The organism is Zavarzinia sp. CC-PAN008 (assembly GCF_051903925.1).
GTDB lineage: Bacteria > Pseudomonadota > Alphaproteobacteria > Zavarziniales > Zavarziniaceae.
In genome coordinates this window covers 3,622,245-3,647,911 of record NZ_CP173678.1, presented here as the reverse complement: position 1 = coordinate 3,647,911, position 25,667 = coordinate 3,622,245, and the positions used below count along the sequence as shown (strand labels likewise).

The following is a 25,667-nucleotide window of genomic DNA, read 5'->3' as shown; positions in this document are numbered from 1 at the left end:
ATCGCGCCGGTGGCGCCGTGACCCAGGCCCGCGACGCGCGCGCCGCGGCACGGTGGCGACACCGTGGGGCAGGGGCAGGCGGAAGGGCGATCATGGATGGATCCAGCGTGTCCAGCGGATATGGCGGGATCGTGCTGGCGAAACCCTACTTAGTAAATAGGGTTTGATCGCAATAAGATTCTCCAGTGACCGACGGTGTTTTTGCGATCGGTCAGCTGGCGGTGATGGGCTGGTCGAGCAGGTCCTGGAGCGCGCGTGCCAGGTCGGCGCGGCGATAGGGTTTGGCCAGCAGCTGCAACCTGTCGGTGTCGGCGAACTCCTGGATCGCGCTGCCGGGAAAGCCGGAGGTGAGCAGGACGCGGATATGGGGCCAGCGCGCGGCGATGGCCCGGGCCAATGCAGGGCCGTCGACCCCTCCCGGCATCATCACGTCGGACAGGACAAGGTCGAACCGTGCGTCCTCCTGCAGCCGCTCCAGCGCCAGGGCCCCCGACTCCACCGCCTCCACCGCATAGCCCAGCGAACGGATCTGCTTCTCGGCCGTCGTGCGGACGGCGGCATCGTCCTCCACCACCAGGATCCGCTCGTCGCGCGCATGGGGGGTGCTGGTCGTTCCCGCGTCCGGCACTGCGTCCGCAATGTCCACCTGATGCGCGCGCGGCAGATAGAGGTTGAACGTCGTCCCGACGCCGACCTCGCTATAGACAGAGGCATGGCCACCCGACTGCTTCAGGAAGCCATAGACCATGGCGAGGCCCAGGCCCGTGCCCTTGTTCGTTTCCTTGGTGGTGAAGAACGGCTCGAAGATGCGGCCGATCAGGTCGGGCGGGATGCCCGACCCCGTGTCGGTGACGTGGATCATGATGTAGTCGCCCGGCTCCAGCGTGGGCCGGATCGCGGCATAGACATCGTCCACGACCTGATTGCGTGTGCCGATGGCAAGTGTCCCGCCCTCCGGCATGGCATCGCGGGCATTGATGGCCAGGTTGATGATGGCGGATTCCAGCTGCGCCGGATCGATCAGGACGGGCCAGGTCCCTGCGTCCTCGATCAGCCGAATTCGGATATTGCCGCCCAGCGTCCGTTCCAGCATGCGGATCAGGCTGCGGATCAGGTGGTTCACGTTGGTGACTTCGGGCTGCAGCGTCTGCCGCCGGGCAAAGGCCAGCAGCTGGCGTGTCAGTTCGGCGCCGCGCAGGCCCGCCTGCAATGCGTCCTGCGCCAGGCTGCGGCCCGGGTGCGCTTCGTCGATCTGGTCGGCCAGCAGGTCGATATTGCCGATCACGATCGTCATGATGTTGTTGAAATCGTGGGCGATGCCGCCGGTCAGCTCGCCGATCGCCTCAAGCTTTTGCGAATGGCGCAGCTGTTCCGCGATCTGGCGTTGCTCGGTCACGTCCTCGATCGTCAGGACGGTGTCGCGGAACGTGCCGTCCTGCGCGAAGCGGGCATGGCCCGCGATCTTCAGGATGGCGCCCTTGTCCGCAGGACGATCCAGGCGCAGCTCGATCGGCTCGGCCGGGCTGCCTGCACGCAGGTCGTCGACCAGGGCGGCCAGTGCCACGCGCTGCTCCGCCGGGGCGATCGGCATCGGCCGGCCAAGCGCATCTGTCGCGGCAATGCCGAACAGGCGCTCCGCCGTCCGGTTCCAGCTCAGCACCGACAGGGCGGCGTCGACCGTCACGATGGCATTGGGCGATGCGTCCAGGATGGCGGAAATCATCTCGTTGGCCTGGCGCAGCGTCTCGTCCTGTTTCAGGCGTGCCGCCGCGGTGCCCAGCACATTGGCCACCGCTTCCAGGAAGTTGAGGTCGTCGCTGCTGAACGCGCGGACACGGGCGGCCCCCACCGCCAGCAGGCCGAACGGCTGGAGGGTCCCCTGGATCGCCACCAGCACGGCAGAGGCGATGCCGTTCTCCTGCAGATAGGCCTGCGTCGCGCGGCCATGGGCGCCCCCGTCCTGCTCCAGCACCAGCGCGACGCGTTCGCGCTGGGCCTGGTCCCACAGCGTGCCCAGGCCGCGCACCGGAACTTCCGTCCCGGCTGCGATCAGCGGCCAGTCATGTGAGGCGAGGCAGGTCATGGCCTGCCCGTCGGCGGCCATCTCCAGGACAGCCGCCCAGTCGATCCCCAGGGTCTCGACCACAAGGCTCACCGCCTGGGCCGCCAGGTCCTGCAGCGCCACGCCGCCCAGGGCAAGCCGGCCCAGGGCGGCCACCGCCTCCTGCTCCTGGGCGTGGATGGCCAGCGCCTGCTGGACTTCCTTCAGCTCGGTCACGTCGGTATGGACGCCGACAATGTCCCCGTCGCGCGTGCGCCGCTCAGTGATGCGCAGCCAGTGCGGTCCGAACTGCAACACGCTGGGCCGTCCGTCGGCGCGGGCGTGCTGCTCCAGCCGGCTCTGACGGAAGCGCTCGGCAATGGCGGGCTCGTCCCCGCCCGGCCAGTTCACAGCCGACTCGCCGATCAGCTCGGCAAAGGGACGGCCCTCGTTCCGGACGTCGTTGATCGTCGGATAGCGTTCGCGATAGGGGCGGTTGGTGAACTGGACGCGGTCTTCCCGGTCGAACAGGACGAAGCCGTCGCTCAGCGATTCGATGGCTTCCAGCAGGCGCCCCTCGGCGCGTCGTGCGGCACGCTCGGCCAGGCGGCGTTCGGCCACTTCCAGTTGCAGGTCGGCGGTGCGCTCGACCACCTTGCGCTCCAGCTCCTCGTGCAGCAGCGCGCGTTCCGTGGCGACCGTGACCTGGCTGCCGACGCCCGACAGGGTGCGCAGCACCTCGTCCGTGAGCACGTCCGGATCGTCCGGCACCAGGGTCAGCAGGCCGATGGCCTGGCCACGCGCCAACAAGGGAATGGCGATGCGCGTCGCCTGGCCGCTGCCGATGCGGGTCGCTTGGCCCAGGGCGCCGTCACGCAACCGCGCCTGGCACTGCGCCAGTGCCGCATCGTCGTCGGATTGGCCATCCGAAGCCACCAGGCGGAAGCTGCCGCCCTCGTACAGGTGCATCCAGCCATGTGTCAGGCCGGGCAGGCGCAAGGTCCGCTCGATCACCGTCTGGCCTACTTCGGCCAGGGTGCGGCAGGCATTCAGCCCTTCCGCCATGTCATAGAGGGCGTTCAGCGTCTCGTAGGAATGGGACAGCTCGCGCTGCCGCTCCTCCAGCGAGTCATAGAGGCGGACAGCCTGTTCATAGGTCGAGATCAGCAGGTCCAGGATCTGCTGCCGCTCCGCCGTGATGAAGTGCCGCTGGCCCGACAGCTCGATCTCGACGCCGACCTGCAGCTTGCCGAGCTTGCGCAGCGTGCGGTTGTTGAGCAGGTAGTTGACCCGCGACAGCAGCAGGTCTTCGTCATAGGGCTTGACGATGAAGTTGTCGGCGCCGGCATCCAGCCCCTTGAACACGTCGTGCGGGCTGGACAGCGCGGTGACCAGGATCACGGGCACATCCGCCAGGCCGGCAGTCCGCTTGATCGCACGACACAGGGCATAGCCGTCCATGCCGGGCATGACGATGTCGCTGATCACAAGGTCGGGCCTGCTGCTGGCAGCGAGGGCCAGGCCCTCCTCTCCATCGCGCGCGGCGATCACCTCGATGCCGTTGCTCTCCAGGTAGAAGGTGAGCTGGGCCGCCTGGGTCGGGCTGTCCTCCGCGATCAGCACGCGGGCCGGCGGGTGGCCAGGCCGCGGGATCGCAGGGTTGAAACTCATCGTGTGGTCTCCTTGACCGGCAGCACGGCTGAGATCGTATCCGCCAGCGCCGCAGGATTCAGCACATGGATCGCGGCATTCCGCCGGATCGCCTCGCCCGGCATGCCAAAGACCACGCTGGAGGCCGAATCCTGCACCATCGTCAGGCCACCCTGGCGCCGCACCATGGCCAGGCCCTCGGCCCCGTCGGTGCCCATGCCGCTCAGCACGACGCCGATCGCCTGTGCGCCATAGGCCGACGCAACGGATCGCAACAGGTACGAGACAGAGGGCCTGAACCCATGCTCCGGCGGGTCGTCGGCCAGGCGCAGCGTGCCGTCGGCGGCGATCCCCAGGTGACGGTCGTCAGGCGCCAGGTAGACATGGCCGCCCTGAACCCGCACGCCCTGGTCGGCGATGCTGACCGGCAGGCGCGCCGTCTCGCCCAGCCAGCGCGCGAAGCCATCGATGAAGCCGTTGGACATGTGCTGCACGACCAGTACAGGGATGCTCAGCGCCGGCGCCAGGCTGCCCAGGATTTCCGCGATCACGCCGGGCGCCCCGGTCGAGCCGCCGATGGCGATGATGCGGCGTCGGCGGAGGATGGCCTCGCCTGCCGGATGGGCGCCGGCACTGCGTTCCGGCCAACGCCGGACGACCTTCACCTCCGACATCAGGCGCACGGTCCGCACCAGGGACCCGGCCAGGCTGTCGAAACCCGGGACGTGCGGTGCCACCGGCTTCTGCACCACCGCCAGCGCGCCGCGGCGCAGCGCCTCGAACCCGGGCTCCAGGTCGCCCGGCACCAGGGTTGCGCTGCAGATCACGATGGGGGTCGGGCATTCCTCCATGATCCGGCGGGTGGCGCCGGCACCGTCCAGGCCCGGCATGTGGAAGTCCATCAGGATCAGGTCCGGCCGCAGGCGCTCCGCCTCGCGCACGGCCTCCAGCCCGTCTGCCGCCTCGCCCACCACGAGCATGTCGCCGGCATGGCCCAGGATGTCGGCCAGCACGGCACGCTGCAGGGGACTGTCCTCGACGAGCAGGATGCGGATCATGGTCAGATCAGGCGGGCGACGATGTCGAGCAGGTTCGACTGGTCGAACCCCGACTTGAGGACATAGGCGCTGGCGCCGACGCGGATGCCGCGCTCCTTGTCCTCGCGCGACTCCAGGGCGGTCACCAGGACCACCGGCAGGTCGGACAGGCGCGCATCGGCGCGGATCCGCTCCGTCAGGGCAAAGCCGTCCATGCGCGGCATGTCGATGTCGGACACCACCAGGTCGATCCCCTCGGTCTGCAGGATTTCCCAGGCATCGAGCCCGTCAAAGGCCAGCCTGACGGAGTACCCCGCCGTTTCGAACAGGTTCCGCTCCATGGCGCGGGTCGTCAGGGAATCATCGACAACCAGAATACGCAAGGGGTCCGTCGCATTGCGCTTTGTTTGTGTGTGCGCCTGACGTCGCGGTGCGTGCCAGGCAGCCAGCAGGTCGGCCACGCGAAGGATCAGCGCCAACTGCCCCGTGCCCAGCAGGCCGACCGCCAGGATCCCGCCCAGGCGCCGGATGGGGGAGGGGAATTCCTTCACCACCACCTCCGCCTCGCCATGGACGCGGTCGACCAGGAGCACGCCGCGACGCTCGCCCGAGCGGACGACGATCGCCGGAACCAGGCTGGGCGCCTCGGCGTCCTCGGGCATGGCTGCGGGGGGCAGGCCCAGCAGGTCGCCCAAAGGCGCCACCGGCAGGCTCCAGCCGCCATGGACAAGCAGGCCACGCGCCAGGGTCTCCGCCACCGCCGCGCGCGGCACGCCCACGGTCCGCTCCAGGGCGTCGCGGGGGCAGAGCAGGAGTTGCCCGTCCACCTCCACCAGCAGGCCATGATAGGTGCTGATCGAGGCCGGCACCTCGATCCGGATCGTCGTGCCACGACGCCTGCGGCTGTCGACCGCGACCGTGCCGTCGATCCGCTCGACCTGCTCGCGCACGATGGCCAGGCCCAGGCCGTGGCCGGAGATCCGCGAGATGACGGGGCTGGTGCTGACGCCCGAGACAAAGGCAACGCGGCGCAGCGCCTCCTCGTCCAGGGCCGCTGCCTCCTCCACGCTCAACGCGCGGGCGCGCACCGCGGCATCGCGCAGTGCCTCCGTGTCGAAGCCGCGTCCATCGTCGGCAATGGTGATCGCGATGCGACCGCGCTCCCCTTGCGCGACGTTCATGGTGACGCGCCCCATTGCCGGCTTGCCCTGTGCCTCGCGCTCCGCCGGCGCTTCAATCCCATGGTCGACGGCATTGCGGACCAGGTGGATCAGCGGCCCGCGCAACGCGTCCATCACCCGGCGATCGATCAGCAGGTCGCCGCCGCTGGGCTGCCACTCGACTGCCCGGCCTGTCTCCCGCGACAGGTCGCGGATCATCGGACCGAACAGGGCCAGAAGGTCGGCGACCGGCGTCATGCGGATGTCGCGCACCGCCAGCGCAAGGTCGCCCACCAGCGTCTCCAGCGCGACATGGTCCCCCGCCAGCGACTGGGACAGCCGGCGCGCCGCCTGCTCGACCTCGCGCAGGTCGGCTTCCAGCGCCCGCTCCGCAGGGCTGCGGACATCTGGGGTCAGGCGCGCGCGCAGGGCACTGACCGCCTGGGACAGGGCCTGGGCCTCCCGCCGCCGATCGGAAACGGCCAGGCGGGGCAGCAGCAACTCCTCCGCCACATGGCTCAGCGCCTCCAGCTTGGCGCCGTCGATGCGGAGCGGCTCGCTCGCCACGGACGCCCGGTCGTCGACCGGCTGGGCCGGCGGCGGGGGGGCAGACGGGGCGGCATCCGGCGGGGGTGCCGGCGGGGGCATCGGCGCGGTCTGGGCGTCGGCCACAGGCGCGCCCTCTGGCTCCTGGCCGGCCTGGCGCGAGGCGGCCACGGCGTGGGCGACCGCGTCGCCCAGGTCGCGCAACGTCCGCACGACGGAGCCGTCCAGAACGGTACTGCCCCGCCGCAGGTTGCTCAGCAGCGTCTCGCCCCGCTGGCAGATCTCCTCGACCGGGCCAATGCCGACCGAGCGCGCGGCCCCCTTCAGCGTGTGGATCGCCCGGAACAGCGATTCCAGCCGCTCCGCATCGCTTCCGTCCGACCGTGTCGCGTCCTCCAGCGCATCGAGGTCGGCGTCGATCGTGCGCAGGTGACCGGCCGCCTCCACCACGAACATGGCCAGGAGACGCCGCCGCAATTCGGCCTGGCGAGCAACCATGGGTGGGTGTCCGCGTATGCGTTGGCGGCGCTCAGCCCCGCCGCCCGGCGCGGTCGGTCAGCATGTTGCGGACCAGCTCGGACAGGGTCTGCGCCAGGGTGTCCAGGTCGCGCGCCGTCTGCTCCACCTGCTTGGTCGCCGCCGCCGTCTGCGCCGAGGACTGCTCGATATTGCGCATGGCGAGCGAGATCTGCTCCATGCCCGCTTCCTGCTGCGAGGCAGAGGCTGAGATCTGCTGCGCCGCCTGGGACGCCTGGATGACGCTGTCGGCCAGGGCGGCGATCGCGTCGCCGGACTGGCGGGCCAGGTTGGCGCCGCCGCCTGCGACCTTCACACCCTGCTCTGCCGCCATCACCGCGGCCTGGGCCGATTTCTGGATGGCCAGCAGGATGCGGCGGACCTGGCTCGTCGCCTCCTTGGACCGGTTGGCCAGATCCTTGACCTCCATGGCGACGACCGAAAAGCCGCGTCCGGCCTCGCCTGCCTTGGCCGCCTCGATCCCGGCATTGACGGCCAGCAGGTTGGATTTCTCCGCCAGTTCGCCGACCACGGCATTGATCTCGGCAATTGCCTGGGTCTGCTCGCTCAGGGCCAGGATGCGCTCGGCCAGCGTCTCCATCCGCTCCTTGGCGTCGACACTGCCGGCGATGCTTTCGCTGACGGACTGCCGGCCGGTTGCCACGATGCTCTCGGCCCGCTGCGCCAGTTCCGTGACGTGCCGGGTGCTGCGCGCCGCCGTCTCGGCCGTGCGGCGGACCTCGAACACGGTCGCGGCCGTCTGGCGAACGGCGCTTGCCTCCTCCGCCGTTGCCGAAACCTGCTGGCTTGTCGACGCCAGGATCTCCGCGCTCGCGGAGGCGAGGCGCGAGACGGCGCCCTGGATCTCCGACACAAGGCGGCCAAGCGACTCCGTCATCGTGTTCAGGGCCAGGCCCAGACGGCCCAGGTCGCCGCGGCCCTCGGCGTTCACACGCACGGACAGGTCGCCCGCCGCGACCCGCTCGGCCAGGGCGCTGTAGTCGCTGACGCCGCTGCTGAGGGCCTGCCGTGCCGTACGTTCATCCTCAAGCGTCTTCTGAAGATTGCCGGCCAGGACATTCAATGCCTGGGCCACACGGGCCAGTTCCTGGAACCCGTCCTCGGCCGCGCGCTCGTCAAGCTGACCGTCCGCCAGGCGGAATGCCGTCGCCTCCAGGGCGCGCAGGGGTCGCGCCACCGCGCGTCCGAACAGGATCGCCATCACCAGCGCCAGGCCGATCGCCCCGAGCACCCACAGCAGGATCGAGCGGTAGGTGTCGGCGATCATCTCGTCCACCTCCGCCATCGTGACGCTGGACCAGACCTTCCACCCCGTGGCGTCGACGGTGGCAAAGCTGGCCAGCCGCTCTTCCCCCGCATGGTCGCGATAGGACGCAATCTCCCCGCGGTCCGCTGCGGTCAGGCTGGGCCAGATCGACAGCCGGCTGTAGTTGATGCCGGCCAGGCTGGGGTCCCGGTCGTCCTGGGCAATGGGCGTTCCAGTCTGGGTGGCGACGGTGGTACGGCCTGTCCGACCAAAATCCTGTGCGTCGACCACCGTCTTGGTGTTGGTCAGGCTGATCGCGCCGGTCAGGACGCCGCGCAGCACGCCGTCGGCGCTGATCACCGGCGCCGCGATGACGAATTGGGCCTGGCCCGTGGTCCGGCTGATCACCACTTCGTGGTCGACCACGGCACGACGGGTTTCGACCGCCGCGCGGATGAAGCTGCGGTCGCTGAGATCGACACCGATGACCGTCGGGCTGTTGTCGATCACCTCCGGCGCGGCCTGGACCACTACGCCCGCGGCATTGGTCAGCGAGACGCGCGCGAACAGCGGGAATGCGTCGTGGACGTCGTCCAGTTCCTGGTCGATCGCGAAGGCGTTGTCCGGCGGCATCCGGGCGATTCGGCTGGCCAGCACGGCCAGTGCCTGCCGGTGGTCGGTCACCGTCATGTCGAGATAGCCGGCAAGGCCGCGCGCCGCCGTCAGGTTGCGCTCCAGCAGTTCGCGCACCATCAGGGCGCGGGCCTCCATCGTCAGCCCGACGCCCAGGACCAGGGCCGGCAGCAGGGCCGTCGCCACCGCGCCGATCAGCACCGCCCGGCCGATGCTCATGCGTCGTGTCGCCACCAGCGCCATGTCTTGCTTTCTCTTTTTTATCAGGAATTTAACAGGGTCACTTACTGCTTATCATGAACGACAAGGCGCGGATCGGCCAACAGTCGGTGGACATCCAGGACGAGCGTTCCGCCTTGCACCACACCGTCGACCAGATGCTGCCAGATACCCGCATCCGTTGCAGGCGCGAAATCCCCGGCGTCCACCCGCTCGATCCCCGCAATGGCATCCGCTGCCAGCGCCAGGGCAGAGCCTGCCTGGCGCACCAGGATGCCATAGGCCGGGCGCGGGGCCCCGGCCACGCGCGGCCGGCGGAACAGCAGGCCCAGGTCCAGCACGGGATAGACCGAGCCGCGGTGCAGGACGATGCCGGGATAGTGCGGGGGCAGACCCGGCACCGGTGTCAGGCCAGTCAGTTCCACCACGGCCAGGGCCAGGCCGGCGGCGATGCCCAAGCGATCCTGCCCCAGGTGGAACGCGACCAGGTCGATCGAGGGGCGTGTCGACGCGCCCGGGACCGGTCGCGCCAGGTCCCGCGCCCGGGCTTCGAGCATCGCATCCAGCGCCGTACTGGTGGGGGCGGCGCTGCCTTCGATCGCCGCCTCGATCGCGTCCAGCCGGGCCTTCGCACCGGCCCAGTCCAGCACCTGCCGGGCAGGGGGGTCAGGCGGCATCGGTAGCCATCCCGGCCCCACGGTCATCACCCGCCAGTTCATTCAGCAGGCGGCGCGCGGCCTGCCGGATCGTGCCCGCATCCAGGTCCAGGACGGCGCAGAGCATCGTCTCGTCCGCCTCGCCCTCAAGCAGGGCCAGGACGCCGTCCAGGTTGCGGCGCGCCCGCGTCGTGGCACCCCGCCGGGCCTGCAGCAGCCCCTGCGCGAATTGCGCGGCGGCCGATCCCGGCGCCAGGTAGACGGCCCGGCGTGCCGCCGCCATCCCTTCGTCCAGCGCGCCCGCCTCGCTGCAGATCATCGCCAGAAGCAGGTTTGCATCCAGGTTGTCGCCTGCCGCAAGTGGGGCCAGCGCCAGGCGCGCGGCGTCCAGCATGCCCTGATCACCCAGGGCGCGGATCGCTTGCAGGTCGGGCGGAGGGCTGGCGGATGGCCTTGCGGCAATCGGCCGGGACACCACAGGACCGGGCGCCACAGGCGCCACGGGCGGCTGGACGGCCGCGGCGGGCGGGGCGGCCGGGATCGGGGCGGCCACGTCCCGCTGGAACAGGATCGCTTCGGGGAAGCTCAACGGGGTCAGGGGGCGGTACCATGCGGCCACCGCCTCGGCCGGGCTGACGGCCAGGATGCCGCCCGGCGCCAGCGCCGCCAGCAGGTGCCGGATGGCGAGCGTGCGCGCCGCCGGTGTCAGGTACATCAGCACGTTGCGGCACACGATCAGGTCGAACGGCCCCCGCGGGAACGGCGCGTGCGGATCCTCGGGCTGGGCCAGGTTGAAGGGGGCGAAGCGGACCATGGCGCGCAGGTCCGGCCCCACCTGCCAGCGCCGGCCATCGGGACGGAACCAGCGCGCGCGTTCGACGGGCAGCAGGTCGCGCATGGTCCACGCGCCATAGCAACCCTTACGGGCGGCAGCCAGTGCGCGGGTGCTGAGATCGGTCGCCGTGACGTCGACCGTGCCGCCACCCGTGTCGTCAACAACCTGGCGGCCCAGCATGGCCAGGGACCACGCCTCCTCTCCCGTGGCGCAGGCGGCGCTCCAGACGCGCAAGGTTCGTTCGCCTCGCGGGGCGATTTGGGCGCGCACGACCTGGGCAATGCGGTCCAGCCAGGGCCGGTGCCGCATGAAACAGGTTTCCTGCACCGTCAGTTCGCTGATCGCCGCCTGCCATGCGGGTTCGCCCCAATGGCGGTGAAGCAGGCCGGCCGCAACCTGGCCCGGCGGCAGGCCGGTCGCTGCTTCCGCCGCCGCAAGGGCAAGGCGGAGACGGTCGCCCTGGGCCTCCGTCACCTCCAGCCCCAGGCGCCGGGCGACCACGGCCCGCAATTCCGCCAGGGGGTCTGCGGCGGGCGGGGTCATGGCTCTGCCGTGTGGTTGGCCAGGGCCGCGAGTGCCGCCGCCAGCTGTGTCTCCTCGGCAGCGCTCAGCAGGGCCTCCACATCGTGGAGCAGGACGATGCCGTCGCCTGGTATCGCGGCCGCGCGGAGCAGGCCGGCGCCCGGTGCCAGCGGCACAAGGGCCATGGCGCCGCGCGCGGGCAGCACCTCTACCCCCTGCACGCTGTCGGCCAGGATTGCCACGCGCCGCGCCACCGTCCGGGCCAGAATCAGGCGCGTCTCCGCGCCGATCGCGGTCGCTGCGCCGTCTACCCGGCGGCGCAGGTCCAGGCAGGGCAGGACGGCACCATGGACGTCGACAAGGCCCGCCACGACAGCCGGCGCCTGGGGCAGGGCGGCGGGGCGGGGGGCGGGCACGACGGTCTCGACAGAACCGACCGGCAGGCCCAGGCGAAGCTCGCCCAGGCGGAACAGCAGCGCCAGCAGCGGACCATCGTCCGGGCGCGCCGCCTGGACCGGAGCCGGTTCAGGCGTGGCCGCAGCGATGCCGATGTCCTGTGCCATGCGATGCGATCCCCCGTCCCACCAGTATCAACATTCCGTGCCCGGACACAGCCAGCAATTTGCTGATCCGCAAGACAGTTCACACCGACCAGGGTCGACAGGCCGGTGGCCAGCGGGCTCAATCACGCGCCAGACAAGAAGAGCGGGAGGAGCCGATGATCGCCGACCTGAAGTCACGCTTTGCCGAGGGGCGCCCGCTGCTCGGCGGCTGGTGCATGCTGGAGAGCGCCCTGGCCGCGGAGGTCGTCGCCCGCAGCGGCTTCGACTGGGTATGCCTGGACATGCAGCATGGCCTGCCCGACTTCGCCAGCGTCTGCGCGATGGTGCGGGCCTGCGACCTGGCCAACGTGCCCGCGATCGTGCGCGTGCCGTGGAACGAGCCCGGCATCATCGGCCGGGTCCTGGACGCGGGCGCGCTTGGCATCATCGTGCCCATGATCCAGACACCGGCCGACGCCAAGGCCGCGGTGGATGCCAGCCTGTATCCCCCGGCCGGGCGGCGCAGCTTCGGGCCGATGCGGCCGATCCTGCGCGATGGGCCCGGCTATCCGGCGACCGCCAACGACCGCGTGGCGGTGATCCCGATGATCGAGACGGCTTCCGCCCTGACCAGCGTGGACGAGATCCTGGCCGTGCCGGGGGTGGACGCGGTGTTCGTCGGCCCTGCCGACCTGTCCGTCGCCCTGGGCCTGCCGCCCCGCGACAATGACGGGGAACCGGCCTTCGACGACGCCATGGCGCGCGTCGTTGCCGCCTGTCGTCGCGCCGGCAAGCCGGCCGCCGTCTTTTCCCACGTCGGGATCGCAGCGCGCCGGGCAGAGCAGGGGTTCCAGGTCATCAACGTCGCCCACGACCTGCGCGCCATGATGGTCGGGCTGCAGGCCGACCTGGCCAGCGTGAAGGCTGCCCTACCGCCTGGTTGATCGAACAGTGTACAGATCGGACAAACCTGGGCGTCGACCCGGGAGCACAAGACAAGGGAGAGGACGCACGTGTTCAAGCGCACGCTGATTGCCAACCGGGGCGAGATCGCGATCCGGATCGCCCGGGCCGCCAGCGGCCTGGGGGTCGAGACGGTGGCCGTCTTCGCACCTGCCGATGCCCTGGGCCTGCACACGCGGATCGCGACCCAGGCGCGCGAACTGCCGGGCGGCACGCCCACCGATCCGGTGCGCGCCTATCTCGACGTGCCCGCCCTGGTCAGGATCGCCCAGGATGCCGGCTGCGACAGCGTGCATCCCGGCTATGGCTTCCTGTCTGAGAATGCGGCCTTTGCCCGGGCCTGCGCCGATGCCGGGATCGCCTTCATCGGCCCACGGCCCGAAACGCTGAGCCTGTTCGGCGACAAGACGAGCGCCCGCGACTTGGCCGCCCGCCTGGGCATTCCCGTCGTGCCCGGCAGCGACGGTCCCGTTACAAGCGTGGCCCAGGCGCAGGAGGTGGCCGCCCGCCTGGGCTATCCCGTGATGATGAAGGCGGCGGCCGGCGGCGGCGGCCGTGGCATGCGCGCGGTCGAGCGGCCCGAGGACATGGACGCCGCCTTTGCCCGCTGTCGCAGCGAGGCGGAGGCGGCATTCGGCGACGGCAGCGTCTTCCTGGAGAAGCTGGTTCGCCGGCCGCGTCATGTCGAGGTGCAGATCCTGGCCGATGCGCAGGGCGGCATCGTTCACCTGTACGAGCGGGACTGCTCGGTCCAGCAGCGCAACCAGAAGGTCGTCGAGATCGCCCCGGCGCCGGGCCTTGAGCCCGGCCTGCGCCAGCGCATCCTCGACGATGCCGTGCGCCTCGCGCGGGAGGCGGCCTATGTGAATGCCGGTACCGTCGAGTTCCTGGTGAGCCCGGAAGAGGGCACCCACTACTTCATCGAGTGCAATCCCCGCATCCAGGTCGAGCACACGATCACCGAGCAGGTGACGGGCATCGACCTGGTGGAGGCGCAGTTCCGCATCGCCGCGGGCGCCACCCTGGCCGAGCTTGGCCTGGGCGAGCAGGCCGCCGTGCGTGAGCCGCGCGGCTTTGCCGTGCAGGCGCGCATCGTGGCCCAGGGCTCGGGCACCCTGGTCAGCTATCGCGAGCCCGCCGGGCCCGGCATCCGGGTCGATTCCTGCGGCTATCTTGGCCTGACCCCGCCGCCGCAGTTCGACCCGATGTTCGCCAAGCTGATCGTGCAGTCGAATTCGATCGCGACGCTCCATTCGGCGCTGGACCGGGCCATGCGTGCGCTGGACGAGTTCCATGTCGGCGGCGTGCCCACCAACCTGGCGCAGCTGCGCGCGATCCTGGCCGAACCGTCGGTCCGGGCCGGCGACGCGCGCACCACGCTGCTGGCGGAGCGGCCTGAGCTGTCGCTGCCCCCCGCCGGGGTGCAGCAGAAGGCGCCGCCTCTGGCCCTGCTGGAGCAGCAGGCCGCCAGCCTGAGCGGCGGTCGTGGCGCCACGTTCGCAGCGCCCACGGGGCCAGTCGCAGCCGGCGGCCTGACGGTGACCGAGGGGCTGGAGGGTGTCGAGGCCCCCATGGCGGGCGCGGTGGTCGAGGTGCTGGTGCGGGAAGGGGAAGCGGTCCAGGCAGGCGACCCCGTGATGATCGTCAGCGCGATGAAGATGGAGACGGCCGTCACTGCCCATGTGGCCGGCACCGTGGTCGAGCTTCAGGCGCTGGAGCCGGGCGCCAGCATCGCCGCCGGCCAGGTGGTCGCGCTGCTGCGGCCGGACGCGACGGCGGCGACTGGCGCTGCCACGCGGGAATACGGCGCCGACAGCTGGGCGCCATTGCTGGCCGAGGTGAACGCCCTGCGCGCCATCGCCCATGCGCGCTTCGGGCCGGAAACCCGGGACCCCGGCGTGATCCGCCAGCGCAACCGGGGCAAGCTGACCTGCCGCGAACGCATCGACCTGGTCCTGGACCCCGGCACCTTCCGCGAGGTGGGCAGCCTGACCGGCTTTGCCTCCTATGACGAGGACGGGCGCATCGCGGACTTCACGCCGGCCAACCATGTCGGCGGCTGGGGCCGGCTGGCCGGGCGACAGGCCGTCGTCTGCGCCGACGACTTCACTTCGCGCGGGGGCCACGCCGATGGCGCCATCGGGGAAAAGAGCCAGTACCTGGACCGCCTGTCGCTGGACCTGCGCTGTCCCTCGCTGCGCCTGCTCGACGGCTCGTCCGGCGGCGGCAGCGTCGCCGCCATGGTGCCCAAGCAGCAGAAATCGGGCGAGAGCACGGCGCAGGAGAGCGAGGGCGCCATCAAGGCCGGGCGCCCCCGGGTCGCCGGCAGCGGCGGCTCGTTCCTACCCGGCCACCTGGGCAGTTCCATGTATGCCCGCCAGCTGGGCGAGGTGCCGGTCGTCAACCTGCTGCTCGGCAGTGTCGTCGGCATCGGCGCCGCCAAGGCAGTGCTGGGCCATTTCTCGGTCATGGTGCGCGACATCGCCCAGCTGTTCGTGGCCGGGCCCCCGGTCGTCAGCCACGCCATGGGATACGACATTACCAAGGAGGACCTGGGCGGCTGGCACATCCATTGCCGCAACGGCGCCGTGGACAACCTGGCCGAGAGCGAGGAGGACGCCTTCGCCCAAGGCCGCCGCTTCCTGTCCTACCTGCCGTCCAGCGCGTGGGAGGCACCGCCGGTCCTGGCGCCCGACCTGGCCGACCCGGCCGACCGGCGGGAGGAGGAGCTGTTCACGCTGGTCCCGCGCAAGCGGACCCAAACGTTCGACATCCGTCGGGCCATCCGCCTGATGGCGGACAGGGGGTCGTTCTTCGAGATCGGGCCGCACTGGGGCACAGACCAGGTGACAGGCTTCGTCCGGTTCAACGGCTATCCGCTGGGCGTGATCGCGTCCGACAGCCGGCATGCCAATGGCGGCGCGCTGACGGCCGACGGCTGTGACAAGCTGCGCCGCCACCTGGACCTGTGCGACCTGTTCCACATCCCCGTGTTGAACCTGATCGACAATCCGGGGTTCGCCGTGGGCCTGGAGCACGAGATCGCCGCGACCATCCGCAAGGGCGGGGAGTGGATGATCGCCTTTGCGCAGGTCGAGGTGCCGATCTTCACCATCATCATGCGGCGCAGCTTCGGGGTTGCCGGCAACAACTTCGCGACGCCCAAGGCCGGCGCCAGCGTTCGCGTCGCCTGGCCCTCCGCCGACGTGGGCGGCATTCCGCCGGAAGGCGGGATCGAGGCCGCCTACAAGCGCCAGCTGGCCGAGGCGGCGGACCCGGCCGCCCTGCGGGCCGAGATCAATGCCCGGATCGAAAGCGCGCGCGGCCCCGTCGGCCCGCTCAACCGCTTCCAGATGGAGGAGATGATCGATCCCCGCGACAGCCGGCCCCTGATCTGCGACTGGGCCGAGAACGCCTACCGCATCGTCAGCCAGCCAAGCCGCCTGGTTCCCCGCGCGCAGGGCTTCCGGCCGTGAGGGAAGAGGGCTAGCAGCGGCCGCGCGGCCCCAGGCTTCCGGGCCTGCTCGACGCTTTCGTCGCGCAGCCCAGTTCACGCGCTTGCGTCCATCCGCTCATCCCTGCGAAGGCGGGGATGAGCGGTGCTGTCTGCTCTCCCGCAGACGGCATGAGGAAAGCGCGTGACAGGAAATTCTGCACGTCAGATCCACCAAGCCTGAAGGTCAACCGGGCGTAAATGCGGGGATTGGCCAAAGGTTGCGCGCATGGCCGTATGCACAGCAATTCTGGCCGCAAGGGTTGATCTGACGGATCGGTCGGACATGCTTTGGCTCTTCATCCCGGAGCCTGTCCCAGACCGAGAGCCGTTCGCCCATGCATTTCGTCGCCCGAGTCCTGATCCTTGTGGCGATCCTCGTCACCCCCGCCGCAGCGCAGGTTCCGGGACTCCAGCCCGCCCAGGCCGAGAACGCTGCCAGCGAGAACGCTGCCGCGCGGAGCACCGCCGTCGACGAGTTGATCCGCGTGCTGGAGGACGAGGGCGCGCGGGCGGAGCTTCTGGCCCGCCTGCGGGCCGGAGACGGCGCCGCCCCGGTGCCGCAGGCCACCAGGGACGAGGTCGAGCCGACCGTCGCGCGTCAGATCGCGGACTATACCCGCACCGTCGCCGAAAGCGGCGCCGCGGCCATCGGGGCCGTGGGCACGATCGCGGGCGAAGGGCGTGCCGCCCTGCAACGGGCCCAGGCGGCGGGCCTGGACCCGGTGGCGTTGGGGCTGGCCAACCTGGCCGGCCTTGCCCTGGCCTTGCTCCTGGCGCGGCTGATGCTGGGCCGCGTGGTGCGCGTTGCCCGGCACGCCCTGGGACGCCACGCCCAAGGACGGGGTGTCGTGGTGCTGGCCATTGGCATCATCGGCGCGCTGACGCTGGATGTCGCCGGTATCGTGCTTGCCTGGGTGGCGGGCTATGGCGTCTCGCTGTACCTGCTGACCGGACCGGTCGGTGTCATGAGCATCGACCACGCCTTGCTGCTGAATGCGTTCCTGGTTGTCGAACTGGTCAAGGTCGCGCTCCGCGTGCTGCTGTCGCCGCGGGAACTGGCCCTGCGGCTGCCACCCATGTCCGACACGACGGCCGCCTATTGGTACTTCTGGGGCGCCCGCCTGATCGGCCTAGTGGGCTACACGTTCATGTTTGCGGCGCCCGTGGTGGCGGGGCATGTCGGGCCCGCCACGGCCCAGGCGCTGCGGGCCACTGCAATGATCGCCGCGACGATCCTGGCCATCGTCCTGGTCCTGCGCAATCGCGAGCCGGTGCGCAAGGCTATGCAGTCCCGCGCCGGGCACGGCCGAAGCGACCCGCTGTCCCGCGCACTGGCCTTTCTTGGCACCTATTGGCATGTCGTGGCCATCGCCTATCTGCTGGCGATCCTGGTCGTCTGGCTGGCCAATCCGGCCGGCGCGCTGCCCTTCATGCTGGCGGCTTCGGCCCAGTCGGTCCTGGCGGTCGCCATCGGCGCGCTGGCCATCACCCTGATCTCGCGCGCAATGCGGGCCGGTGTCCGCCTGCCGGCCAGCACCCGCGAGCGACTGCCGCTGCTTGAGGCACGACTGCTGGCGGTGGTGCCGCGCGTGATGCAGGTGATCCGCACCCTGGTCCTGATCGCGGTGGTTGTCGCGATCGCCCATGTCTGGGGCCTGGTCGACATGCAGGCCTGGCTGGCCAGCGAGGCGGGGCGCCAGGTGATCTATGCCGTGATCAGTGCTGGGCTGATCCTGCTCGTCGGGTATGTCCTTTACCTGGTCATGTCATCGTGGGTCGAGTACCGCCTGAACCCCAATTTCGGGACGGTGCCAACAGCGCGGGAAAAGACCTTGCTGGCCCTGGGGCGCAATGCCTTCACCGTCGTCTTGGCGGTGTTCGTCATCATGCTGGCCCTGGCGCAGCTGGGCATCAATATCGGGCCATTACTGGCCGGTGCCGGCGTGCTGGGCCTGGCGATCGGCTTCGGCGCCCAGAAGTTCGTCGAGGACATCATCACCGGCGTGTTCATCCAGCTTGAGAACGTGATGAACGAAGGCGACGTGGTCGAAGCCGGGGGCAAGTCCGGGGTGGTCGAGCGCCTGACCATCCGCTCCGTCTCGATCCGCTCGCTCGACGGCACCGTGCACCTTGTGCCGTTCTCGTCGGTGGGCCTGGTGTCCAACATGATGAAGGGCTTTTCCTATCATGTGGCCGAGATCGGGGTCGCCTATCGCGAGAACATCGCCGAGGTGAAGGATGCAATGCGGGAGGCCTTCGACCTGCTGATGGCGACGGACGCGAAGGACAATATCCTGGAGCCGCTCGACATCCAGGGGGTGACCGCACTGGGCGACTCGGCCGTGACCGTGCGGGCGCGGATCAAGACCGTGGCCGGCAAGCAGTGGGGCATCGGCCGCACCTTCAACGAACTCATAAAGGACGTCTTCGATCGCCGGGGGATCGAGATACCGTTCCCCCACATCACCCTCTACATGGGCGAGGACAAGGCCGGCCGAGCGCCGCCGCTCAACCTCCGCTTGCCAGGGCCGCCTGAGGCTCAGGGTGGCTGAGGCTCAGGGTGGCTGAGGCGCCGCCTCGGGCAGGATGAAGAGGGCGGCCAGGTCGCCGCGTCGCGTCATCAGGTCGGCCAGCGTGTAGCGGTCCAGCACGGCCAGGAAAGCGGCCAGGGCCTCGCGGAACATGCCCGTCAGGCCGCAGGCCGGGGCGGCCACGCAGGATCCGCAATCGACCAGGTCGAAACTGTCCTCCGTGTGGCGGACCAGCGCGCCGATGTTGATCGTCGCCGGCGCGCGGCCCAGCCGGATGCCGCCCGCCCGCCCACGCACGCTCTCGACATAGCCGTTGCGGGCCAGGTCGTTGACGACCTTCATCAGGTGGTTCTGCGAAATGGCATAGGCCCGCGCCACCTCGGCGATCGAGCACAGGCGATCCTGGTGCGTGCCCAGGTACAGCAGCACACGCAGCGCATAGTCCGTGAACAGGGTCAGGCGCATGGCGGGTTCCCAAGGGGGCCGAGGGGGCAGCCTCTGTGCGACATAATATGCATTGCCGTTGCATCTTTCAAGGCGACGGGATAGATGCATTGCACATGCATGATTACTGGCCTCGCGCAGGCCGGCCCACAGTCTCCAACCCGGATGATCCCGATGGCACAGAATCTCGACGCGTCCACGATCGCCCTCGTCAAGGCAACCGTTCCGGCCCTGCAGGCGCACGGCGCTGACATCGTGCGGGAGATGTACGCCCGGCTGTTCTGCAACGCGGAGATCCGCGCCCTGTTCAACCAGTCGCATCAGGCCGGCGAGAGCCCGCAGCAGAAGGCGCTGGCCGCCGCGGTCCTGGCCTATGCCGCGAACATCGACAATCTGGCCGCCCTGCTGCCCGCGGTGGAGCGGATCGCCCAGAAGCATGTCGGGGCCCAGATCCAGCCCGCCCACTATGCCTTTGTCGGGGAGGCGCTGCTGGGTGCCATCGCCCATGTGCTGGGACCTGCCGCGACACCCGACATCCTGGCGGCGTGGGGCAGGGCCTACCAGGTGCTGGCCGATGTGCTGATCGGGCGCGAACGCGCGCTCTATCGGGAGCTGGCGGAGGCGGAGGGCGGCTGGCGCGGCTGGCGTCCGTTCGCGATCGAGCGGATCACGCGGGAAAGCGCCGTTATCACCTCGTTCGTGCTGCGCCCCGTCGACAATGGTCCCGTGCTGCGTGCGCGTCCGGGCCAGTACCTGACCCTGTGGCTGGACGTCCCGGGCCAGCCGCCGGTCAAGCGCACCTACTCGATTTCCGGGGGGCATGACGGTCGGACCTACCGCATCAGCGTGAAGCGGGAGGAGCGCGGCGTCGCGTCGACCTGGCTGCATGACACGGCGACGGTCGGCACGGTCCTGAAGGTGGCGCCGCCATCTGGCGACTTCGTCCTGCCCGAGGCGCCGCAGCGGCCCATCGTCCTGCTGTCCGGGGGCGTCGGCCTGACGCCGATGGTCGCCATGCTGCACGCCCTGGTCGAGCATCATCCGGGGGCGGCGGTGCACTTCGTCCACGGCACGCTGGACGGCGCCAGCCACGCACTGGGGGAGGAGGTGAGGGGCCTGGCCGCCCGCCATGGCGCCACGGCGCGGGTCACGACCTTCTACCAGGTGCCGGCCCCGCAGGATGTCGCCGGACGCGACTACGATCATGCCGGCCTGATCGGGGGCGCGTGGCTGGCAGAGCAGACGCCGGTGGCGGAGGCGGACTACTTCCTGTGCGGTCCGCGCCCCTTCCTGCGGGCCATGGTGCCGGCGCTGGCCCGTGCGGGCGTGTCGTCCGACCGGATCCACTATGAGTTCTTCGGCCCCGCGGACGAGGTTCTGGCCGCCTGACGACAGGCAATGGCGACGGTCACGATGGCGATGGGCGGCCGGTCCCGTTCCGGCTAGCCTGCCGCCCCCTGAACAGCGTATGCAGCGGGTCCTTCTCCTTGAGCGATGCATCCTTCGCGCGCCAGGCGCTGCGGCGCCTGGACCACGGCCGGCCTGCCCTGGGCGCCGTCGCCGGCATTCTGGTCACCGCCCTGCTGGGCTGGGTGGCGCTCGGCTCCATGGAAAGCCTGCCGATCCTGGTGGCGCCGATGGGGGCCTCGGCCGTGCTGCTCTTCGCGGTGCCGGCCAGTCCGCTGGCGCAGCCCTGGTCGGTGATCGGCGGCAATGTCCTGTCGGCCTTCGCGGGCATTGCCTGCGCCAAGCTGATCCCCGATCCGCTGCTGGCGGCGGGACCGGCGGTCGGCCTGGCGATCCTGGTGATGCGCCTGGCGCGTTGCCTGCATCCGCCGGGCGGGGCGGTTGCCCTGACCTGCGTCATTGGCGGGGCCACCGTCAGCCATGCCGGCTGGAGCTTCGCGCTGGCGCCGGTCGGCCTCAACTCCGCTGTGCTTCTGGCGATGGCGTGGGCCGTCAACAACGCGACCGGGCATCGCTATCCCCATCGCGTGGCCGCGGTGCCGGCCAATCCGCACGGCACCGCCGATCCCGCCCCGCAGGACCGCATCGGCTACACGGCCGCCGACATCGACGCCGTGCTGGCCCGCTATGACGAGTTGCTGGACGTCTCGCGCGAGGACCTGGACGCGGTGTTCCGCCAGGTGGAGGCACGCGCCCATCGCCGCCTGCAGGGCGAGATCCGCTGTGCCGCGATCATGTCGCGCGACCTGATCGTGGCCCGCGCCGACGAAGGCGTGGGCCACGCGCGCGACCGCATGCTGGAGCACCGGCTGGCGGCCATGCCGGTCGTCGACGACGATGGCCGACTGCTCGGCCTGGTCAGCCATGCGGAGCTGCTGGCCGGCATGGGACGCCGGGTGGAAACGGTGATGGCGCCGGCCACCTGCCGCACCACGCCCCGGACGCCGGTGGACGAACTGCTGCCGCTGCTCTCCAACGGCGTCCACCATGTGGCCCTGGTGGTGGAAGCGGACGGACGGCTGGCCGGCATGATCACGCAGACCGACCTGATCGCCGCCCTGTGGCGCGGCTATGTCGCCGAGCGCGTCGCCGCAGGGGGATCGGACGGGACAGGCGCCCCGCCCTGACCCATCAGGCGATGGCGCCGGAGGCTTTCAGCCTGGCCACCTCGTCCGCGCTGAAGCCCCATTCGCCCAGTGCCGCGTCGGTGTGCTCGCCGGGCAGGGGGGCGGGGCCGCGCACCTCGGGCGTCGTGCGGCTGAAGCGCGGGGCCGGGCCCGGCTGGACCACGCCGTCGACCTCGATGAAGGTGCCGCGGTGCACGTTATGGGGATGGTTCGGCGCCTCGAACGGCGAGAGCACGGGCGCGAAGCAGACGTCCGAGTTCTCCATGATCGCGCACCATTCGTCGCGGGTCTTTTCCTTGAAGACGGCGGCGATCTTCTCCTTCAGCACCGGCCACTGGGCGCGGTCCATCTGCGGCTTGTAGGTTTCGCGGTCCAGGTTGGCGAGGCGGATCAGCTCCTCGTAGAACTGCGGCTCGATCGAGCCGATCGAGATGTAGCGGCCATCCTTCGTCTCGTAGGTGTCGTAGAAATGCGCGCCCGAGTCGATCACGTTGGCGCCGCGCTCGTCCTTCCACGTGCCCGCCTTGTGCGCGCCATAGGCAAAGGTGCCCAGCACCGCGGCCCCGTCGACCATGGCGGCATCGACGACCTGGCCCTTGCCGCTGGCCTTCGCCTCCAGCAGGGCGCAGGCAATGCCAAAGGCCAGCATCATGCCGCCGCCGCCGAAGTCGCCCACGAAGTTGACCGGCGGCACCGGCTTTCCCCCGCGGTTGCCGATCATGTGCAGCATGCCGGCCATGGCGATGTAGTTGATGTCGTGGCCCGCTGCCTTGGCCATCGGACCCGTCTGGCCAAAGCCCGTCATGCGGCCGTACACCAGCTTCGGATTGCGGGCGAGGCAGACGTCGGGCCCCAGGCCCAGCCGCTCCATCACGCCGGGGCGGAAGCCCTCGGTCAGCACGTCGGCCTTCTCGATCAGCTTCAGCACCGTCTCGATTGCCGCGGGGTTCTTGAGGTCGGCACTCATCGAGCGTTTGCCGCGGTTGAGCAGGTCGAGGCGCGAGCCCTTGGCGCCGGCGCGGTCGATGCGCAGCACATCGGCCCCCATGTCGGCCAGTATCATGGCGCAGAACGGGCCGGGCCCGATGCCTGCAATCTCAATCACCTTCACGCCGGACAGCGGACCCATGCGTCGTTCCTCCCTTGTTGTGGGTCCCTGTTTCCAGCACCGGCAGCGCCATAGTCAACTGCGGTTCACACGAATCGCCAGGGAGGACGGATGGATCCGATGCTTGCGGCCGTGCTGGTCGCTCTCCTCATTGTGGCGGGGCTTTGCCTGGCGATCCTGCTGCGTCAGGCGCAGCCGATGGCGGTGCCGCCGGGCCTGGACCTGGCGCTCGGCAGCCTGACCGCCCAGGCCCAGGCGCTGGAGGCGCGGGCGGCAAGCCTGGACCGGGCGATCCTGGGCCAGTTGGAGGCTCTGCGCCGTGAAGCCGAACAGGGCCGCGCCCGGCTGGACGAACGCCAGGACCAGTTGCGCGCCACCATGGCCGATAACCTGGACCGCCTGCGCACGGAGAATGCGGAAAAGCTGGAGCAGATGCGGGCGACCGTGGACGAGAAGCTGCAGGGCACGCTGGAAAAGCGCCTGGGCGAGTCCTTTGCGCTGGTCAGCGACCGTCTGGAGCAGGTGCACAAGGGCCTGGGCGAAATGCAGACGCTGGCGACCGGCGTTGGCGACCTGAAGCGCGTGCTGAGCAACGTCAAGAGCCGCGGCTCGTGGGGCGAGGTGCAGCTTGGCGCCCTGCTGGAGGACATGCTGACGCCCGAGCAGTACGCGACGAACGTCCGCATCGTGCCGGGGGCGGGAGAGGTGGTGGAATTCGCCATTCGCCTGCCCGGACGCAATGGCGACGATCCGGTCTTCCTGCCCATCGACGCCAAGTTCCCGCACGAGGACTATGACCGGCTGCTGGCGGCACAGGAAACAGGCATCGCGGACGCGGTCGAGAAGGCGGGGCTTGCCCTGGAGCGCGCGGTCAGGCTGCAGGCGAAGACGATCGGCGAGAAGTACATCCACCCACCGCACTCGACGGACTTCGCGATCCTTTACCTGCCGACCGAGGGCCTGTTTGCCGAAGTGATCCGCCGGCCCGGGCTTGCGCAGGACCTGCAGAGCCGGCACCGCATCATGGTCCAGGGGCCGACGACGCTGGGCGCCCTGCTGACCAGCCTGCAGATGGGCTTCCGTACGCTCGCGATCGAGAAGCGCTCAAGCGAGGTGTGGAAGGTCCTGGGTGCGGCCAAGGCGGAGTTCGAGAAGTACGGCCAGGTCTGGGAGAAGCTGGGCAAGCAGCTCGACACCGCCCGCCGCACGGTGGACGAGGCCGGCAAGCGCACCCGCGCGGTGACGCGCAAGCTGCGCGAGGTCGAAGTGCTCGAGGCCAGCGAACCCGTGGCCCTGGGCCTGATCGACGAGATGATCGACGAGGACGAGCCGACCGATCCCGCCTGAGTGTAGCGGGCCCGTCCCCGTGACGGGAAGACGGGCCCGGCCGGATCAGAGGCCTTCGGTGATGAAGACGCGGTAGTCGGCGCCCAGGAAGCGGTGCTTGCGCGCATCGGTGTAGGCGGGGCTGTTGTACCAGGCCTTGGCCGCCTCGATGCTCGGGAATTCGACGATGACCGAACCCTCGATGGGCGGGCCTTCCAGGGTCTCGCACTTGCCGTAGACCGACAGCGGCTTCACGGTGTGTCCGGCCATGGAGGCGCCGGCCTTCTTGCCATAGGTGGCGAACTCTTCCGCATCGCGGACGCGGTCCTTGATGAACACGACATAGGCGCTCATGAATGCTCCCCTTGTGGTTCCCCGGCCCGGATCACCCCCGGGCGGTCGGCTGGCGGCGCGGGCGGCCGGTCCTGGCCGCCCCACGCGCCGCCATGGGGATAGGGGGGGCGATGCGCGCTGTCCAGCGTCAAAAACAACGTTTTGAATGCGTGGTATGGGCGGACGGCATCCTGACCGCGCTTCGCCGGTGAGTGCGACGGCGCTGCTGCTCCTGCCGGGCCTGCTGTGCGACGCACGCCTGTGGGCGGCACAGGTCGAGGAGCTCGGCAGCCGTGTCGAGGCGACGGTCGGGGACCTGAGCCAGGACAACACGATCGCCGCCATGGCCGCGCGCTGCCTGGCGTCGGCGCCGCCCCGCTTCGCCCTGGCCGGCCTGTCGATGGGGGGCTATGTGGCGCTTGAGATCATGCGCCAGGCACCTGAGCGGGTCGAGCGCCTGGCGCTGTTCGATACCAGTGCCGGACCCGACGACCCGGCCCGCCAGGCCAAGCGGCGGGCGGCCATAGCCTCGCTCAAAAGCGGGCGGTTTGCCGGCGTCACCGACCGGCTGCTGCCCTACCTGATCGACGTGGGCAACGTGCCGCCGGAGGTTGGTGCCGCGTTGAAGGCGATGGCGCGGCGGGTTGGCGGCGCCGCCTTCGTGCGGCAGCAGGAGGCAATCCTGGCCCGCGCCGATTCGCGGCCCATCCTGGGCACGATCCGCGTGCCCACGCTGGTCGTCGTCGGCGCCAACGACCAGCTGACGCCGGTGGCCGAGGCGGAGGAGATCCACCGCGGCATTGCCGGCTCGCGCCTGCACGTCCTGCCGGATTGCGGACACCTGCCGGCGATGGAACGCCCTGAGGAGACGACGGCGCTGCTGCGCGAATGGCTGACCTGGTCCTGACTAGCCTTCCGCGTCGCCGTCGATGCGGTGGCCGACCTGCGCGCGGTAGGCATCGATCTTCCTGAACTCGCGGTGAAGCAAGGCGGGGTCGAGGCCGTCGCGCACGACCAGCAGGGCAAAGATCGTCATCATCGCGCCGAACTGCTCGGCCGGGGTGGTGGCGCTGCCGTCCTGGTCATAGGCGCCGGTCTTGAACGTCCAGTTCCGGGTCCAGCCCGTGCGGTCGGGCCACGGCCCCACGCGGACCGAGGTGGGATCGCCCGGGTCCCACTCCACCATCCAGCCGTCCAGGGCCAGGCCCATCGCACACTCCAGGGCTGATCCGCGCGAACCAGTCTGGA

At 70.2% G+C, this 25,667-nt stretch carries 18 protein-coding genes; 7 read left to right on the top strand and 11 right to left on the bottom strand.

Features of this window, described 5'->3' with window-relative positions:
- Positions 1-211: 211 nt before the first annotated feature.
- The 7 genes from ACI6GS_RS17090 to ACI6GS_RS17060 are packed head-to-tail and all read right to left on the bottom strand — an operon-like array spanning position 212 to position 11,645.
- Positions 212-3,712: a response regulator gene (locus ACI6GS_RS17090; RefSeq protein WP_439814664.1), complete on the bottom strand. Its 3,501-nt coding sequence runs from the start codon at positions 3,710-3,712 to the stop codon at positions 212-214.
- On the bottom strand, positions 3,709-4,749 hold the full coding sequence (locus tag ACI6GS_RS17085; protein ID WP_439814663.1) for a chemotaxis protein CheB: 1,041 nt from the start codon (positions 4,747-4,749) through the stop codon (positions 3,709-3,711). Before ACI6GS_RS17085 ends, ACI6GS_RS17090 begins: the two co-directional genes overlap by 4 nt.
- 2 nt (positions 4,750-4,751) lie before the next feature.
- A complete protein-coding gene (locus tag ACI6GS_RS17080; RefSeq protein ID WP_439814662.1) occupies positions 4,752-6,932 on the bottom strand; it encodes a hybrid sensor histidine kinase/response regulator in 2,181 nt (726 codons plus the stop codon).
- A gap of 31 nt (positions 6,933-6,963) precedes the next feature.
- Positions 6,964-9,093: a methyl-accepting chemotaxis protein gene (locus tag ACI6GS_RS17075; protein WP_439814661.1), complete on the bottom strand. Its 2,130-nt coding sequence runs from the start codon at positions 9,091-9,093 to the stop codon at positions 6,964-6,966.
- 41 nt (positions 9,094-9,134) lie between these two features.
- Positions 9,135-9,746, bottom strand: coding sequence for a chemotaxis protein CheW (locus ACI6GS_RS17070; RefSeq protein ID WP_439814660.1), 612 nt, complete (start codon positions 9,744-9,746; stop codon positions 9,135-9,137).
- Complete coding sequence (locus ACI6GS_RS17065; RefSeq protein ID WP_439814659.1) at positions 9,736-11,103, bottom strand: CheR family methyltransferase; 1,368 nt, start codon at positions 11,101-11,103, stop codon at positions 9,736-9,738. The genes ACI6GS_RS17070 and ACI6GS_RS17065 overlap by 11 nt, the downstream gene beginning before the upstream one ends.
- Positions 11,100-11,645 (bottom strand): chemotaxis protein CheW, encoded by a 546-nt coding sequence (locus ACI6GS_RS17060; RefSeq protein WP_439814658.1) that lies wholly within the window; start codon positions 11,643-11,645, stop codon positions 11,100-11,102. The genes ACI6GS_RS17065 and ACI6GS_RS17060 overlap by 4 nt, the downstream gene beginning before the upstream one ends.
- 155 nt (positions 11,646-11,800) lie before the next feature.
- Here ACI6GS_RS17060 and ACI6GS_RS17055 point away from each other — a divergent pair, with 155 nt between their 5' ends.
- The 3 genes from ACI6GS_RS17055 to ACI6GS_RS17045 all read left to right on the top strand — a co-directional run bounded on the left by ACI6GS_RS17055 (position 11,801) and on the right by ACI6GS_RS17045 (position 18,635).
- Positions 11,801-12,568, top strand: a complete 768-nt coding sequence (locus tag ACI6GS_RS17055; protein WP_439814657.1) for an HpcH/HpaI aldolase family protein — start codon at positions 11,801-11,803, stop codon at positions 12,566-12,568.
- Between the two features lie 69 nt (positions 12,569-12,637).
- Positions 12,638-16,063 (top strand): carboxyl transferase domain-containing protein, encoded by a 3,426-nt coding sequence (locus tag ACI6GS_RS17050; RefSeq protein ID WP_439814656.1) that lies wholly within the window; start codon positions 12,638-12,640, stop codon positions 16,061-16,063.
- A gap of 355 nt (positions 16,064-16,418) precedes the next feature.
- Complete coding sequence (locus ACI6GS_RS17045; protein ID WP_439814655.1) at positions 16,419-18,635, top strand: mechanosensitive ion channel domain-containing protein; 2,217 nt, start codon at positions 16,419-16,421, stop codon at positions 18,633-18,635.
- A 3-nt stretch (positions 18,636-18,638) separates the two neighbouring features.
- Here the strand turns inward: ACI6GS_RS17045 and ACI6GS_RS17040 are convergent, their stop codons facing one another.
- Complete coding sequence (locus tag ACI6GS_RS17040; protein ID WP_439814654.1) at positions 18,639-19,079, bottom strand: Rrf2 family transcriptional regulator; 441 nt, start codon at positions 19,077-19,079, stop codon at positions 18,639-18,641.
- Positions 19,080-19,232: 153 nt separating this feature from the next.
- Here ACI6GS_RS17040 and hmpA point away from each other — a divergent pair, with 153 nt between their 5' ends.
- Both hmpA and ACI6GS_RS17030 read left to right on the top strand, forming a co-directional pair.
- Positions 19,233-20,447, top strand: a complete 1,215-nt coding sequence (gene hmpA, locus ACI6GS_RS17035) for an NO-inducible flavohemoprotein (protein WP_439814653.1) — start codon at positions 19,233-19,235, stop codon at positions 20,445-20,447.
- A gap of 98 nt (positions 20,448-20,545) precedes the next feature.
- Positions 20,546-21,652: an HPP family protein gene (locus ACI6GS_RS17030; RefSeq protein ID WP_439814652.1), complete on the top strand. Its 1,107-nt coding sequence runs from the start codon at positions 20,546-20,548 to the stop codon at positions 21,650-21,652.
- A 4-nt stretch (positions 21,653-21,656) separates the two neighbouring features.
- Here ACI6GS_RS17030 and ACI6GS_RS17025 read toward each other — a convergent pair whose 3' ends face one another.
- A complete protein-coding gene (locus ACI6GS_RS17025; RefSeq protein WP_439814651.1) occupies positions 21,657-22,781 on the bottom strand; it encodes a CaiB/BaiF CoA transferase family protein in 1,125 nt (374 codons plus the stop codon).
- 90 nt (positions 22,782-22,871) lie between these two features.
- On the opposite strand from ACI6GS_RS17025, the gene ACI6GS_RS17020 reads away from it, so the two are divergent.
- Positions 22,872-24,107 carry a DNA recombination protein RmuC gene (locus ACI6GS_RS17020; protein WP_439814650.1) on the top strand — a complete coding sequence of 412 codons (1,236 nt, stop codon included), beginning with the start codon at positions 22,872-22,874 and terminating at the stop codon, positions 24,105-24,107.
- Positions 24,108-24,152: 45 nt separating this feature from the next.
- Here the strand turns inward: ACI6GS_RS17020 and ACI6GS_RS17015 are convergent, their stop codons facing one another.
- Positions 24,153-24,440, bottom strand: a complete 288-nt coding sequence (locus ACI6GS_RS17015) for a DUF1330 domain-containing protein (protein WP_439814649.1) — start codon at positions 24,438-24,440, stop codon at positions 24,153-24,155.
- Between the two features lie 187 nt (positions 24,441-24,627).
- Here ACI6GS_RS17015 and ACI6GS_RS17010 point away from each other — a divergent pair, with 187 nt between their 5' ends.
- Positions 24,628-25,326, top strand: a complete 699-nt coding sequence (locus ACI6GS_RS17010) for an alpha/beta fold hydrolase (protein WP_439814648.1) — start codon at positions 24,628-24,630, stop codon at positions 25,324-25,326.
- On the opposite strand, the gene ACI6GS_RS17005 is transcribed toward ACI6GS_RS17010, so the two are convergent.
- The gene (locus tag ACI6GS_RS17005) at positions 25,327-25,629 is read right to left on the bottom strand and encodes a hypothetical protein (RefSeq protein ID WP_439814647.1); all 303 of its coding nucleotides are present in this window, start codon (positions 25,627-25,629) and stop codon (positions 25,327-25,329) included.
- Positions 25,630-25,667: the final 38 nt, after the last annotated feature.

Excerpts from the sequence above, each read along its gene's own strand:
- hmpA (WP_439814653.1), top strand. The coding sequence starts at position 19,233 with ATGGCACAGAATCTCGACGCGTCCACGATCGCCCTCGTCAAGGCAACC.
- ACI6GS_RS17060 (WP_439814658.1), bottom strand. The coding sequence starts at position 11,645 with ATGGCACAGGACATCGGCATCGCTGCGGCCACGCCTGAACCGGCTCCG.
- ACI6GS_RS17015 (WP_439814649.1), bottom strand. The coding sequence starts at position 24,440 with ATGAGCGCCTATGTCGTGTTCATCAAGGACCGCGTCCGCGATGCGGAA.
- ACI6GS_RS17070 (WP_439814660.1), bottom strand. The coding sequence starts at position 9,746 with ATGCCGCCTGACCCCCCTGCCCGGCAGGTGCTGGACTGGGCCGGTGCG.
- ACI6GS_RS17075 (WP_439814661.1), bottom strand. The coding sequence starts at position 9,093 with ATGGCGCTGGTGGCGACACGACGCATGAGCATCGGCCGGGCGGTGCTG.
- ACI6GS_RS17080 (WP_439814662.1), bottom strand. The coding sequence starts at position 6,932 with ATGGTTGCTCGCCAGGCCGAATTGCGGCGGCGTCTCCTGGCCATGTTC.
- ACI6GS_RS17055 (WP_439814657.1), top strand. The coding sequence starts at position 11,801 with ATGATCGCCGACCTGAAGTCACGCTTTGCCGAGGGGCGCCCGCTGCTC.
- ACI6GS_RS17065 (WP_439814659.1), bottom strand. The coding sequence starts at position 11,103 with ATGACCCCGCCCGCCGCAGACCCCCTGGCGGAATTGCGGGCCGTGGTC.
- ACI6GS_RS17020 (WP_439814650.1), top strand. The coding sequence starts at position 22,872 with ATGGATCCGATGCTTGCGGCCGTGCTGGTCGCTCTCCTCATTGTGGCG.
- ACI6GS_RS17025 (WP_439814651.1), bottom strand. The coding sequence starts at position 22,781 with ATGGGTCCGCTGTCCGGCGTGAAGGTGATTGAGATTGCAGGCATCGGG.
- ACI6GS_RS17045 (WP_439814655.1), top strand. The coding sequence starts at position 16,419 with ATGCATTTCGTCGCCCGAGTCCTGATCCTTGTGGCGATCCTCGTCACC.
- ACI6GS_RS17085 (WP_439814663.1), bottom strand. The coding sequence starts at position 4,749 with ATGATCCGCATCCTGCTCGTCGAGGACAGTCCCCTGCAGCGTGCCGTG.
- ACI6GS_RS17040 (WP_439814654.1), bottom strand. The coding sequence starts at position 19,079 with ATGCGCCTGACCCTGTTCACGGACTATGCGCTGCGTGTGCTGCTGTAC.
- ACI6GS_RS17005 (WP_439814647.1), bottom strand. The coding sequence starts at position 25,629 with ATGGGCCTGGCCCTGGACGGCTGGATGGTGGAGTGGGACCCGGGCGAT.
- ACI6GS_RS17090 (WP_439814664.1), bottom strand. The coding sequence starts at position 3,712 with ATGAGTTTCAACCCTGCGATCCCGCGGCCTGGCCACCCGCCGGCCCGC.